Source organism: Bradyrhizobium sp. B039, from assembly GCF_038965675.1.
Lineage (GTDB): Bacteria > Pseudomonadota > Alphaproteobacteria > Rhizobiales > Xanthobacteraceae > Bradyrhizobium > Bradyrhizobium diazoefficiens.
This window is the reverse complement of record NZ_CP152416.1, coordinates 1624772-1638540: the sequence shown is the minus strand read 5'-3', so window position 1 is coordinate 1638540 and position 13769 is coordinate 1624772. Positions and strand designations below refer to the sequence as shown.

The 13769-nt window shown below is 65.8% G+C and carries 11 protein-coding genes; 6 read left to right on the top strand and 5 right to left on the bottom strand.

The window, feature by feature from the left end; translation table 11 throughout:
- The first annotated feature begins 277 nt into the window (after positions 1-277).
- The 4 genes from AAFG50_RS07725 to AAFG50_RS07710 all read left to right on the top strand — a co-directional run bounded on the left by AAFG50_RS07725 (position 278) and on the right by AAFG50_RS07710 (position 4253).
- Entirely contained in the window at positions 278-2008 is a 1731-nt protein-coding gene (locus tag AAFG50_RS07725; RefSeq protein WP_028172937.1) for an adenylate/guanylate cyclase domain-containing protein, read from the top strand.
- A gap of 326 nt (positions 2009-2334) precedes the next feature.
- On the top strand, positions 2335-3534 hold the full coding sequence (locus tag AAFG50_RS07720) for a molybdopterin-dependent oxidoreductase (RefSeq protein WP_028172936.1): 1200 nt from the start codon (positions 2335-2337) through the stop codon (positions 3532-3534).
- Between the two features lie 12 nt (positions 3535-3546).
- A complete protein-coding gene (locus AAFG50_RS07715) occupies positions 3547-3855 on the top strand; it encodes a sulfite:cytochrome C oxidoreductase subunit B (RefSeq protein WP_028172935.1) in 309 nt (102 codons plus the stop codon).
- 197 nt (positions 3856-4052) lie between these two features.
- Positions 4053-4253, top strand: a complete 201-nt coding sequence (locus AAFG50_RS07710) for a cold-shock protein (RefSeq protein ID WP_008563500.1) — start codon at positions 4053-4055, stop codon at positions 4251-4253.
- A gap of 172 nt (positions 4254-4425) precedes the next feature.
- On the opposite strand, the gene AAFG50_RS07705 is transcribed toward AAFG50_RS07710, so the two are convergent.
- Complete coding sequence (locus tag AAFG50_RS07705; RefSeq protein ID WP_011089995.1) at positions 4426-4887, bottom strand: Lrp/AsnC ligand binding domain-containing protein; 462 nt, start codon at positions 4885-4887, stop codon at positions 4426-4428.
- A gap of 114 nt (positions 4888-5001) precedes the next feature.
- Between AAFG50_RS07705 and putA the strand changes: the two genes are divergently transcribed.
- Both putA and AAFG50_RS07695 read left to right on the top strand, forming a co-directional pair.
- A complete protein-coding gene (putA, locus tag AAFG50_RS07700; protein ID WP_028172934.1) occupies positions 5002-8001 on the top strand; it encodes a bifunctional proline dehydrogenase/L-glutamate gamma-semialdehyde dehydrogenase PutA in 3000 nt (999 codons plus the stop codon).
- 112 nt (positions 8002-8113) lie between these two features.
- Entirely contained in the window at positions 8114-9319 is a 1206-nt protein-coding gene (locus tag AAFG50_RS07695) for a CoA transferase (protein ID WP_028172933.1), read from the top strand.
- A gap of 6 nt (positions 9320-9325) precedes the next feature.
- On the opposite strand, the gene AAFG50_RS07690 is transcribed toward AAFG50_RS07695, so the two are convergent.
- From AAFG50_RS07690 to AAFG50_RS07675, 4 genes are all read right to left on the bottom strand, one after another.
- Positions 9326-10861 carry a hypothetical protein gene (locus AAFG50_RS07690; protein ID WP_028172932.1) on the bottom strand — a complete coding sequence of 512 codons (1536 nt, stop codon included), beginning with the start codon at positions 10859-10861 and terminating at the stop codon, positions 9326-9328.
- A 93-nt stretch (positions 10862-10954) separates the two neighbouring features.
- On the bottom strand, positions 10955-11959 hold the full coding sequence (locus tag AAFG50_RS07685; protein ID WP_028172931.1) for a hypothetical protein: 1005 nt from the start codon (positions 11957-11959) through the stop codon (positions 10955-10957).
- A gap of 360 nt (positions 11960-12319) precedes the next feature.
- The gene (locus AAFG50_RS07680) at positions 12320-12817 is read right to left on the bottom strand and encodes a TPM domain-containing protein (RefSeq protein WP_028172930.1); all 498 of its coding nucleotides are present in this window, start codon (positions 12815-12817) and stop codon (positions 12320-12322) included.
- A gap of 5 nt (positions 12818-12822) precedes the next feature.
- The gene (locus AAFG50_RS07675) at positions 12823-13710 is read right to left on the bottom strand and encodes a YgcG family protein (RefSeq protein WP_028172929.1); all 888 of its coding nucleotides are present in this window, start codon (positions 13708-13710) and stop codon (positions 12823-12825) included.
- Positions 13711-13769 lie beyond the last annotated feature (59 nt).

The following is a 13769-nucleotide window of genomic DNA, read 5'->3' as shown; positions in this document are numbered from 1 at the left end:
CAGGGAGGGGTTTGGCGAAGACTCGGAGTTACCAGCCTGCCCGCAACTACTCCCTGTGGTATCGCGACGAGCGCAAGCGCTCGCGCGGGGGTCCCGGATCGGCGCGCGCCTGTGGGCGCGCTTGTCCGGGACGACAGCGGAGGCTGACCGCGGCAGCGCGCCTTTGCCCACCCTACGGTTTCGTAACCTTGCCGCGCATGTGATCCCGAAAACTGTCCACCGCTGGAATTAAACGCTAGGCTGGCTGTTCTCCTTCATGAACTGATACAACCGAATCATGGCCACCGCTCCTGTCCACATGCCCGAACTCGTCCGCGCGACCAGCGTGCGGCAGGTGCGGCTTGTCTGCGGCGTCATCCTGTTCTCCTATGTGATCAGCCATTTCCTCAACCATGCGCTCGGCAACGTCTCGGTCGATGCCATGGAGGTCGGGGTCTACTACCACACCGCATTCTGGCAGTTCCTGCCGGTCGCGATCGTGTTCTACGCCGCCGCGCTCACCCATATGGGGCTCGGCATCTATGCGCTGTATCAGCGGCGGCAGTTCCGCTGGCGAACGATCGAGCCGCTCCAGCTCGTGCTGGGCTTGAGCATCCCCGCCCTGGTCATGGCGCACGTGATCGGTGTGCGGCTCGGCCAGACGCTGTACGGACACCAAAAACTCTATCCGCAGGAACTCTACCTGTTCTTCGTCGCGTCGAACCGCATCTGGACCATGACGATCCTGCTGATCATCGCCTGGATCCACGGCTGCATCGGCATTTATTTCTGGCTCCGCCTCAAGCCATTCTTCACGCGCGCCGCGCCCTATCTGCTCGCGGCCGCAGTGCTGATCCCGACGCTGGCGCTGCTCGGCGTCTATCAGGGCGGCCGCAGCGTCGCGATCGAAGCCGACGACGGGGAATGGCGCACGCACAATCTCACCCGCCGCCAGGTCGGCACCGTCGCGGAAGCCGACACGCTCGACCGCATCACCGGCGGCCTCACCATCGGCTATGTCGGCCTGCTCGGACTGGCGCTGGCCGCACGCGGCGTGCGCGCCTTGCGCGAGCGGCGCGGCGGCATGATCGCGCTGTCCTACGGCAACGGCAAGACCGTGCGGGTCCCCAAGGGCCTCTCCGTGCTGGAAGCGAGCCTGCGCCACAATGTGCCGCATGCCAGCGTCTGCGGCGGCCGCGCCCGCTGCTCGACCTGCCGCATCCGCATCATCGGCGATCATGGCGCCCTGCCCGAGCCGTCACAGCGCGAGGCCTTCGTGCTCACCCGTGTCGGTGCCACCGACCCTTCGATCCGCCTCGCCTGCCAGCTGCGGCCGACGTCGGATCTCTCCTTCTTCCAGCTCTTCACGGCCCATACGCTCTCAGCGAGCGGGCAGGCCTCGACGCCCGCCAGGATCGGCCAGGAGCGCTATCTCGTCAGCCTGTTCGTGGACATGCGCGGCTCGACGCAGCTGGCCGAAAAGCGGCTGCCATTCGACACCGTCTTCATCGTCAACCGTTTCCTCGGCGCGGTCTCGCAGGCCGTGGTCGAGAACGGCGGCCAGCCGAACCAGTTCATCGGCGACGGCATGCTGGCGCTGTTCGGGCTGTCAGCCGATCCGCAAGAGGCCTGCCGGCAGGCGCTGAAAGCCGCCGCAGGCATCGCCACGCATATCGACGAACTCAACGAGCTCCTGAGCCACGATCTGCGCCAGCCGATCCGCTTCGGCATCGGCATTCACGGCGGCGAGGTCATCATCGGCGACATCGGCTATCGCGATCACATCGTTTTCACGGCGCTGGGCGATGCCGTCAACGTCGCCGCCCGCCTCCAGGACATGACCAAGACGCTGGCCTGCGAGGCCATCGTCTCGGAGGAGGTCCGCCGCACCGCGGGCCTCGCCGACGACGTGCTGCCGCAGCAGGAGGTCGCGATCCGCGGCCGCGACGAGCCGATGGCCGTGCGCGTGGTTGCGGACGCCAGGGAGCTGGCGATGCTGGTCGATCGCGGCGCGCGGGTGGCGGCGTAAGACAACAACGAGCGCGGTGCGCTCCCTCTCCCGCTTGCGGGAGAGGGTTGGGGAGAGGGTGTCTCCGCAACGGGACAGTCCCCTAGAGGAAAGAGCCCTCACCCGCGCCTTCGGCGCGACCTCTCCCGCAAGCGGGAGAGGTGGAGCGCACCACCGTCGCGGCGACAGCTCGACTCTCATTACGAACGCAACACCGGCTTGCTGCAACGCAGCGGCATGGGCCTGCTGCGAAAGCACGAATTGACTTCATCGGCATCGTTGCGACAGATGAATGCAGGATCGCGGTGATGACCGCGAGCCAACGAAAAGCTCCGGGAGGGGACCAGATGTTCGATCGACGCGACCTGCTCAAGGGAGCGGGGCTTGCCGCCATGGCGGCCACACTGAATTCAACCAAAGCGCTGGCGCTGGACACCGTCACCCTGCCCTTCGCCAACGGCGAACGGCCGCTGGTGAAATATCCGCAGAAGCGGCCGATGATCGGCCTGACCAGCCGGCCGCCGCAACTCGAGACCCCGTTCGCGGTGTTCAACGACGGCCCGATCACGCCGAACAACGCATTCTTCGTGCGCTATCATCTCTCCGACCTGCCCTACAATCTCGACCCCGACAAGTTCACGCTCGAGATCAAGGGCAAGGTCGACAAGCCGCTCAAGCTGTCGCTCAAGGACATCCGCAAAATGAAGGCGACCGAGATCGTCGCCGTCAACCAGTGCTCCGGCAACAGCCGCGGCTTCTTCGAGCCGCGTGTCGCCGGCGGCCAGCTCGCCAACGGCGCGATGGGGAATGCACGCTGGCGCGGCGTGCCGCTGAAGACCGTGCTCGATATGGCAGGCGTGCAGAGCGGCGCCAAGCAGGTCACGTTCAACGGCATGGACGGCCCGGCCAGCGACAAGACGCCTGACTTCGTCAAGGCGCTCGACATCGATCACGCCAGCGACGGCGAGGTGATGCTGGCCTACGGCATGAACGGCGAGGATCTGCCGTTCCTCAACGGCTTTCCGCTGCGCCTGATCGTGCCCGGCTATTACGGCACCTACTGGGTCAAGCACCTCAACGAGATCACCGTCATCGACAATGTCTATGACGGCTTCTGGATGAAGTCGGCCTATCGCATTCCCGATACGCCGAACAACGCCGTCGAGCCGGGCACCACGCCGAAGGCGACGATCCCGATCAACCGTTTCACCATCCGCTCCTTCATTACCAGCGTGCCTGACGGCGCCAAGCTGAAGGCGGGAGCTACGACGCTGCGCGGCATCGCCTTCGACGGCGGCAAGGGCATCAAGGACGTTGCGGTCTCCACCGACGGCGGCAAGACCTGGACGAGCGCGAAGCTCGGCAAGGATCTCGGCAAATACTCCTTCCGCGAATGGAAGCTGCCGGTGAAGCTCGCGGCCGGCACCGTTGAGCTCAAGGTCCGCGCCACCGGCAATGGCGGCGAGACCCAACCGGATCAGCCGCGCTGGAACCCGGCGGGTTATTTGCGCAACGTCGTCGAAACCGTCCGCGTCAGCGTGGCCTGAGGGAGCATGATCATGCAGCGCACCGTTCTCCTCGCCATCTCGCTCGCTCTCGCCGCCGGCATCACTGCCGCGACTGCGGCGCCCGTCAATTACCAGCTGCCGGACGAGGTCGCCGCCTTCAAGCCCGGCCCCAATCTCGAGGTCGTGCAAGGCAATTGCAGCGCCTGCCACTCGGCCGACTACATCAACACGCAGCCGCCGATGAAGGACAAGAAGGGCTTCTGGCAGGCCGAGGTGACCAAGATGATCAAGGTCTATGGCGCACCGATCGACGATGCCGATGTCGGCAAGATCGTCGATTACCTGGCCGCGACGTATTGACAGAGCGCGGGCCAATTGACCGCGAAACGGGCAAAACCGGCAAAAACGCCGCGAAGTTGAGCGGAATTCGGCAAAAGGCTGATGTGGTTTGAGCTACCAAGCCTGCCACAATCCGCGTATCCTGTTAGGACCGAACCGGCCGGTTGGCGGGGACTGGCGGTTCGAGATCTCGGAGGAAGACCCGCGGAGAAGTCGTGATGGCTAAAGGTACGGTCAAGTGGTTCAACCCGACGAAGGGTTATGGATTTATCCAGCCTGCGTCGGGTGGCAAGGATGTGTTCGTGCATATCTCGGCAGTGCAGAAAGCCGGTCTGTCGACCCTCAACGAGGGACAGACGGTTGAATACGAAGAGATCGCAAACCGGGGCAAGACCTCCGCAGAAAACCTCAAAGTATAAGCCCGCCAGCGTTTCGCTGCCTCCCGGATCAAATCCGGGAGCGAGGCCAAGAAAATTTAGAAGACGGCCAGTGCATTCGACGACGGGCGTTGCGACTGCACACGGATAGCTATTTTTCCCGCGAAGACCGCTCATTCAACGCCACGGCAATGACAATCGCGACGGCACTTCCCTAGCCCACCGGCAACGGTGCGTCGCGCTTGATCTCCTCCATCACCGCATAGGTCCGCGTCTCGCGCACGCCCGGCATCGACAGCAGGGTCTCGCCGAGGAAACGCCGATACGCTGTCATGTCCGCAAGCCGCGCCTTCACAAGATAGTCGAAGCCGCCGGCAACCATGTGACACTCCAGGACTTCCGGCGCGAGTTTCACCGCGCGCGCAAAGCGCTCGAAATTGTCGGGCGTCGTCTTGTCGAGCAGCACCTCGACGAACACCAGTAGCCCGAGGCCGAGCCGGTGCGGATTGAGTCGCGCGCCGTAGCCTTCGACAAAACCCTCGCGCTGCAAGCGCTTCAGCCGCTCGCCGATCGATGTCGGCGACAAGCCGATGCGTTCGGCGAGCTCGACATTGGCGATTCGCCCATCCTCCTGCAAAATCGAGAGGATTCTCCGGTCTAATCGATCAAGTTCCATATTTTATCTGGCTATAGTGGCATCTATCTTCATTTTCTAAGGCAAATCGGCTAACTTGTCTATCGAACTCCGGTAACGCGGGCCTTATCCTGGATTTGAGCCACAGGACACGCCATGCCGAACATCCCGCCCCCCTTCACCGCCCCCTACGCGCCCGATGATGCCGAGATCGCCGCGCGCCTGTTACCGGCGTCGCATCTCAGCCCGCCGCAGGAGGCGCGGATCGACCGCACCGCGACACGGCTGATCGAGGCGATCCGCAAGCGCGACGACCGGCTCGGCGGGGTCGAGGACATGCTGCGGGAGTTCGCGCTCTCGACCAAGGAAGGCCTCGCACTGATGGTGCTGGCGGAGGCGCTGTTGCGCGTGCCGGACGCGCGCACCGCCGACCAGTTCATCGAGGACAAGCTCGGCGAGGGCGACTTCATCCATCACGAGACCAAGTCCACCGCCTTCCTGGTCAACGCCTCGGCCTGGGCGCTCGGCCTGTCGGCGCGGGTGATCCAGCCCGGCGAGACGCCTGACGGCACCATCGGCCGGCTGGTGAAGCGGCTCGGCGCGCCGGCGGTGCGCACCGCCACGCGCCAGGCGATGCGGCTGATGGGCAATCATTTCGTGCTGGGTGAGACCATCGAGCAGGCGCTGGAGCGGGGTAAGCCGCGCTCTGGCCAGAAGACGCGCTACTCCTTCGACATGCTCGGCGAAGGCGCGCGCACCGCGGCGGACGCCAGGCGTTATTTCGACGCCTATGCCAGCGCGATCGAGACGATCGGCAAGGCGGCCGGCAACCATGCCCTGCCCGACCGGCCCGGCATCTCCGTCAAGCTCTCGGCGCTGCATCCGCGCTTCGAGGCGATCAGCCGCGCGCGCGTGATGGTCGAGCTGGTGCCGCAGCTGCTCGATCTGGCGCAGCGCGCCAAGGCGCATGATCTCAACTTCACCGTCGATGCCGAAGAAGCGGACCGGCTGGAATTGTCGCTCGACGTGATCGCAGCAACGCTGGCCGATCCCTCGCTCAAGGGCTGGGACGGTTTTGGGCTCGCGATCCAGGCCTATCAGAAGCGCGCCAGCGCAGTGATCGACTATGTCGACGCGCTCGCCCGCGCCCATGACCGCAAGCTGATGGTGCGGCTGGTCAAGGGCGCCTATTGGGACACCGAGATCAAGCGCGCGCAGGAGCGCGGGCTCGACGGCTATCCCGTGTTCACGCGCAAGGCGATGACGGATCTGAACTACGTCGCCTGCGCCTCGAAGCTGCTGGCCCTGCGGCCACGCATCTTCCCGCAATTCGCCACCCACAACGCGCTGACGGTCGCGACCGTGCTGGAGATGGCCGAGGGCAGCAGCGGCTTCGAATTCCAGCGCCTGCACGGCATGGGCGAGGCGCTCTACGAGCAGCTCGCCAAGGATCACGCAGACATCGCCTACCGCACCTACGCCCCGGTCGGCAGCCATCGCGACCTGCTCGCCTATCTGGTGCGGCGCCTGCTGGAGAATGGCGCCAACTCCTCCTTCGTGGCGCAGGCAGCCGATTATCGCGTCCCGGTCCCGGCGCTGTTGCAGCGTCCGGCGGATGCGATCGTCCGGCCGCAGGCGGCGGCGCATCCCAGGATTCCGCTCCCCTGCGATCTGTTTGCGCCGGAGCGGCGCAATTCGCGCGGCGTCGAGTTCGGCGCGCGCACCGCGCTCGACCAGCTGCTGACCGACGTCAAGGCCGAGACAGCCGACCTCAAGCCGATCGCCGACGCAACGCTGGACCATGCCAATGCAGCGGTGGCCGCAGGGCGCGCGGGTTTCGCCGGCTGGAGCCGGACGCCCGCGGGCACACGCGCGGCGGCGCTGGAGCAGGCCGCGCACCTGTTGGAGAGCCGTAGCGCCCATTTCATCGCGCTATTGCAGCGGGAGGGCGACAAGACGCTCGACGATGCGCTCTCGGAGCTGCGCGAGGCCACCGACTTCTGCCGCTACTATGCCGCGCAGGGCCGCAAGCTGTTCGGCAGCGAGACGGCGATGCCAGGCCCGACCGGCGAGAGCAACGCGCTCACCATGCGCGGCCGCGGCGTCTTCGTGGCGATCTCGCCGTGGAATTTCCCGCTGGCGATCTTCCTCGGCCAGGTCACGGCGGCGCTGATGGCCGGCAACAGCGTTGTCGCAAAACCCGCCGAGCAGACGCCGCGCATCGCGCGCGAGGCCGTAGCCCTGCTGCACGAGGCCGGCATCCCCAAGAGCGCGCTGCATCTCGTCACCGGCGACGGCCGCATCGGCGCGGCGCTGACCGCGCATCCCGACATCGCCGGCGTCGTCTTCACCGGCTCGACCGAGGTCGCCCGCAGCATCAACCGGGCGCTCGCGGCCAAGGATGGGCCGATCGTGCCGCTGATCGCGGAGACCGGCGGCATCAACGCCATGATCGCCGATGCCACCGCGCTGCCGGAGCAGGTCGCCGACGACGTTGTCACCTCCGCGTTCCGTTCCGCCGGCCAGCGCTGCTCGGCACTGCGGCTGCTGTTCGTGCAGGAGGACGTCGCCGACCGCATGATCGAGATGGTCGCGGGTGCCGCGCGGGAACTGAAGATCGGCGACCCCAGTGATGTCGCAACCCATGTCGGGCCGGTGATCGACGTTGAGGCCAAGCAGCGCCTCGATGCGCATATCGCGCGGATGAAGACGGAGGCGCGGCTGCACTTTGCCGGTCCCGCGCCGGAGGGCTGCTTCGTCGCGCCGCACATCTTCGAGCTCACGGAGGCCGGCCAGCTCACCGAGGAAGTGTTCGGCCCAATCCTGCATGTCGTGCGCTATCGGCCCGAGAACCTCGAACGCGTGTTGCGGGCGATCGAGCGCACCGGCTACGGGCTCACGCTCGGCGTCCACTCCCGCATCGACGACAGCATCGAGGCGATCATCGACCGCGTCCAGGTCGGCAACATCTACGTCAACCGCAACATGATCGGCGCCGTGGTCGGCGTGCAGCCGTTCGGCGGCAACGGCCTGTCCGGAACCGGCCCGAAGGCCGGCGGCCCGCACTACCTCGCGCGCTTTGCCACCGAGCAGACCGTGACGATCAACACGGCTGCGGCCGGCGGCAATGCTGCCCTGCTGGCTGGGGAGGAGTGAGTCCCGGAAGGAGCGTTGCATCCCGCCGAAACATCGGTCTAATGCAGCCTTGATCCGGCCCGCGCCAATTCCAGCGCGCGGGAAACAACAAGAGCGAGGGAGCAACGCCGCGATGGACAAGGGCATTTTTGCGGGGCTGAAGGTTCTGGACTGCGCGAGCTTCATCGCAGCGCCCGCGGCCGCGACCGTGCTGTCGGATTTCGGTGCCGACGTCATCAAGATCGAGCCGCCCGGCGCCGGCGACCCCTACCGCAACCTGCCCAACCTGCCGGGCTACCCGACCGGCGAGCACAATTTCGCCTGGCTGCTGGAGGCCCGCAACAAGAAGAGCCTCGCGCTCGATCTCTCCAAGCCGGAGGCGCAGGCGGTGCTCTACAAGCTGGTCGAAGAGACCGACGTCTTCATCACCAACATGCCGCCGCCGGTGCGCACCAAGCTCGGCATCACCTATGACCACCTCGCCCATCTCAACGACCGGCTGATCTACGCCTCGTTCACCGGCTATGGCGAGAAGGGCGAGGAAGCCAACAAGCCCGGCTTCGACAGCAACGCCTATTGGGCGCGCTCCGGCCTGATGGACCTCGTTCGCGCCGATACCGATACGACGCCGGCCCGCTCGGTCGCCGGCATGGGCGACCACCCCTGCGCGATGGCGTTGTACAGCGCGATCGTCACCGCGCTCTATCAGCGCGAGAAGACCGGCAGGGGCTCGCATGTCGCTTCCAACCTGATGGCGAACGGGGTGTGGGCGGCGAGCGTGCTGGCGCAGGCAAAACTCTGCGGCGCCAAGTTCGGCGAGCGGCGCCCGCGCGAGCGCGCGCTGAATGCGGTCGCCAACCACTACCAATGCAAGGACGGCCGCTGGCTGATCCTGTCGCTGCTGAGCGAGGAGAAGCAGTTTCCGACGCTGGCCAAGTGCCTTGGCCGCGAAGACCTGATCACCGATCCACGTTTTGCCACCAAACCCGACCGCCACGCCCGCTCGGTCGAGCTGATCAAGATTTTCGACGAGACTTTCGCCACCAAGGACCTTGCCGAATGGCGCAAGATCCTCGACGGCAACGGCCTCGTGTTCGGCATCGTCGGCATTCTGGACGACATCCCGAACGACAAGCAGATGCTGGACAACGAAGTGCTGGTGCCGTTCGAGAACGACACCATGCTCACCATCTCCAGCCCGATCTGGGTCGACGGCACCAAGAAGGTGCAGCCGCGCAAGCCGCCCGGCGTCGGCGAGCACAGTGACGAGATCTTGCGCGGAGCGGGATACGACGAGGCAGCGATCAAGCAGCTGCGGTCAAACGGGGCGGTGGGCTAGGACGCGCTAACGTGTCTTGATGAAGCACATGCCGATGCGGCGCGAGGCCGCGGCGGCCTGACAGGTCAGACCTTTGGCACAGCTCCATGACGTAAAACTCTTGTCGAGCGTTCCCGATCCCGCATCTTGCAAGGAACAATGCGCTCCCCAGCCGTCCTGATATTCGGTGCCGGCCAGTTCCTGGCTGCCGCGGGTCTGCGGCCGGCTGGCGAATCCGCGTGAGAAATCAGGCCGCTGTCCGGCCGCGAACGCGGTCAGGATGTCGCGACGGCGAAGCTGGTCGCCAAGGAAATGCGGCGAGGCCGGCACGATGGTGGCATTGGACGGCTTGTCCGCCAGCCAATCCACGCCCGGAAAATGGAAGCCGCCGATGCCGCGGGTCTGGTGACAGCCGGCGCAAGTGACGTCGTTGAGACGGCGCTGGAAGCCCGCGACCGAGCGGATGTTCTGCATGTCACCGCGCGCGGTCGCTTGCTTCAACGCGCTAACCACATCGCTGTCCGTGAAGACGGGATTGTCCTTGCCCTCGCCTTGCATCATGCCGAACTCCGGCTGCAACGCGGAGGCATCGAGGCCGGCCGGTGTCGGCACCACCGCGGCCTTGGCCAAAAACTTCTCGGGGATCAGCACCGTGCCGCGATCGAACTCGCGCAGATGGTCGGGCGCGAGCAGCCACTCTTTGAAGTCGCGCCGGAGATCATTGTCCGCAAAAATCCGGTCGCGATCGATCTGGTTCTCCAGCGTCGATTCCTCGAACGTCTTCGTCGCGGCGTCGTACTTGAACACCTTGAGCAAATAGTCCGAGCGGAAGTCGTGCAGCGCCGATTTCGGCGCGATCGAGACCTGGATGTTGGTCTCGATGCGATCGAGCATGGCATCGTAAGGATAGAAGCTGCCGCCGATCAGCCCCTGCCAGTCGCCATTGTCGAGCCAGCGCCGCGCGACATCGGCGCAGGTGACCGGCTTGCCGTTCGAGGCGATCTGGCGGGCATCGCGCGCCTTCAGCACCAGGTTGAACGTCATCGGCAGGCGCGTCGCAGTCTTGCTCCCGTCCGGTGCGGCGTCGAAACGGGTGAGCCGATAGATCAGGCGGATCTCGCCGCAGGAATCCTCCGCGACATAGGCGCGGTCCATGCGGTTGACGATGCCGGCCAGCACGAAACGCGTGTTGGGGGATTTCAGCGCGGCCCGATCGAACAGCTGCACGTCAAGGCCCTCGCCGACGCCGATGGTCTCGCTCGACCATGTCGCCTTATGCCCCGCGATGTAGCGATCGAACTCCGCGTCGATTGCCGGCGGAATTGGCGCAAGCTGCGGCAGCAACGAGAACAGGAGATCGTTCGTGAGCGGAAAGTTCGCGTTGCGCTCCGGCCATAGCAGGCGCGAGATCGTGAGCGCATCGTTCTGGTCGAGCTTGCGCAGGACATCCGGATCGGTGATCGCCGTGCCGCGCGCCAGCTGTGCATTCTCCGCTGCCGATAGCGACATGGCGCCACCAAGAAGCACGACGACAGCAAGGAGAATTCGCAACACGCGGCTCATGCCTTCAGTAACACCGCGCAAGGACCCCTATTCAAGCAAAAAGGCGCTTCACATGGTGGTGAAGCGCCTCTTCGAAAGTCGAATTCCGACAGCTTAGCGCGCGACGATCAGGCCCTTGCTGGTGACAACCACCCAGCGGCCGTCCTGGCGGCGGATCGCATCGACGCGGCCAACGCCGGGAATGGGATCGCCGGCATAAACCTCGTAAAGGCCGCCCCGGCCCTCGATCAGCGCGCCGCCATTGGCGACGTCGCGCAGGACCCAGCCCTCGATCGTCGGGAGCCGGCCGACCTCGGTCTTGGGCGCGGCGGGCACCGGAGCCGGTGCGGCGGCAGCGGTCGCAACCTGGGTCGGCGCGATCGAGCCGGTGGTCTCCCTGGCGGGTGCGGCGGCAGCCTGCGCGGGGGCTGCGGGCGGCGTGGCACGGAGCTTGTCCACGGTCTCGGACAGTTTTGCGATCCTGGCCATCGGCTCGGCCTGCGCCTTCTCGAGCTTGTCGAGACGGTCGTTGGCCCGGTTGAACTGGTTGAGACCGGTCTTGGAGGTGTGCTCGACATTCGCCTTGAGCGCGACGAGGTCGGCATCGATCCGCGCTACGGAGGCATCGAGCGCGCTGGTGCCGGCGACGTGCGCTGGCGCCGGAACCGGAGCTGCAAAGTGCATCATGCCGGCGGTCGCGAGCGCGCCGCTGATCGCGCCGACGCTGGCGGCAATCGCCACCACCGCGGCCATCGCTGAAAGGCGGCGCTTGCCGCCGGCCTCGCGCGGCTCGTCGGCCTTCATGTGCGGGGCGAAATCCTCGCGGTCCCAGGCGCGATCCGAGGGGGGCATGACGATGAGCTTGCCGGGCTTCGGCTCGGGCCTGGATTCAGCCTGCGGCGTGGCGCTGAACTTCGGCACCTCGATCCGCGAGGCTTCGATCCTGGGCGGTTCGACCCTGGGGGCGTCCGGCGTGACTGGATCAGGCTTGGGCGGCGCCTCGTGGTCGGGCGCGATCGAGGGGGCGTCGATGCCGGCAGCCTCGACGGCCTGCGGCGCGGTCGCGGCGGCTTCGACGCTCGTCTGTTCGCCGGTCTCTTGGGCAGCCTGCTCAACCATTGGTTCGCTCACGGCTCAAATACTCCACGCTGGATTGACCTTTTGGTAACTTTCATTGCTTGCGAAATCCTTACCTTCGGACCCGCTTACCGAAATTTTAGGAAGTCATCAGGGGCCGAATTTGGCCGGGAAAGTGGAACCGGTGTGGCGGGCGTGAAACAATTTGTAACCAGGGGAAGATGAACGGCAGGGCAACGGTCGGGCCGCCGCCCTTCGAGGACAGCCGAAGAAGCGGCCGCCTCGAGCGACAACCGCTTCGCGGTTGCGCGGGGGTGACGGTGAGAGAGTTGGGCGCGCAATCTCGACCTCGTCATTGCGAGCGTAGCTCGCAATGACGGCGTGCGGATTACTGGCAGGCGCTCACATCGTCACGGGCGCATCCGGCAGCTCGTTGCGATGCGGGCCCTGCGGAGGAAAATGCTCTGCCAGCTCGCGCGACACGGCTGCGATGCCTTCGATCACGCCGCGCTCGAACTGGCCGGACCTGAACTCCGCCTCCATCGCGCGGCAGATGGTCTCCCAGCCCGTCGCCCCCACCTTCGCGTCGATGCCGCGGTCGGCGATGATCTCGACGTCGCGATCGGCGAGCAGGAGATAGATGAGGACGCCGTTGTTGTGCGCGGTGTCCCAGATGCGCAAATGCGAGAACACGTCGAGCGCGCGCTCGCGCGCCGGCTGGTTGCGGAACAGGGGGCCGCCGTCGAGCGCGCCTTCGACGACGAAGCGGACCTGGCCGGAATGGGTGGTCTCACCCTGCTTGATCGCCTGCTCGATGCGGGTGAGCACCTTTGGCGGAAAAATCCGCTTTGCCCGCCAATGATGCTGCACCAGATGTCTGGCAATGCGCTTGATGCTCATGACCGCTACCAGCTCCCCGAGGCGCCGCCGCCGCCAAAACTGCCACCACCGCCGCTGAAGCTGCCGCTGTCGCTGGACGACGAGCCGCTGCTCCAGCCGCCTCCCGAGGATCCGCTCGACCACGAGCCCCGACGCGACGACCCCGTACTTGGTCCCATCGCGGAAACCACATCGGCGATGAATCCGATGATGAAGCCGGCGACGCCGAGCACCATGGCAAGCCCGAAAGAACCGAGAATGAGCCAGGTCAATGCTGCGATGATGCCCCCGGTCGCCAATGATCCGAGCAGCCGCCCCAGCATGGCCCGGAAGAACCCGCCGACCCCGATCGAGGCGAACACCGTCACGAAGAAGAGCGGCCCGATATCGTCCAGATTGCCGAAATTCACGCTGGGCGAGGGAACCGGCAGCGGCTCGCCGTCGATGACGCGGATCATGCGATCAACGCCATCCGAGATGCCGCCGCTGAAATCGCCCGTTCTGAATTTCGGTGTGATGATCTCGTCGATGATCCGCCGCGAGGTGACGTCGGTGAGCGCGCCTTCGAGGCCGTAACCGACCTCGATGCGCAAATGCCGGTCGTTCTTGGCAACGACGAGGATCGCGCCATCGTCGACCTTCTTGCGGCCGACCTTCCAGGCCTCCGCAACCCGGATCGAGAACTGCTCGATCGTTTCCGGCTGCGTGGACGGCACGATCAGGACGGCGACCTGGCTGCCTTTGCGCGTCTCGAAGTTGCGCAGTTTTTGCGTGAGCGCAGCAATGTCGCCGCTGGAGAGCGTGCCGGTCTGGTCGACCACGCGGCCGGTCAGCTGCGGCACCGCGACGTCGGCGAAGGCGGGAAACGCTGAGGTGAGGAGGAGTGCGAAGACGAACCACACACTCAGTGTCATCGCCCGGCTTGACCGGGCGATCCAGTATTCCAGAGACGGCAGCGAGATACGGAAAGGCC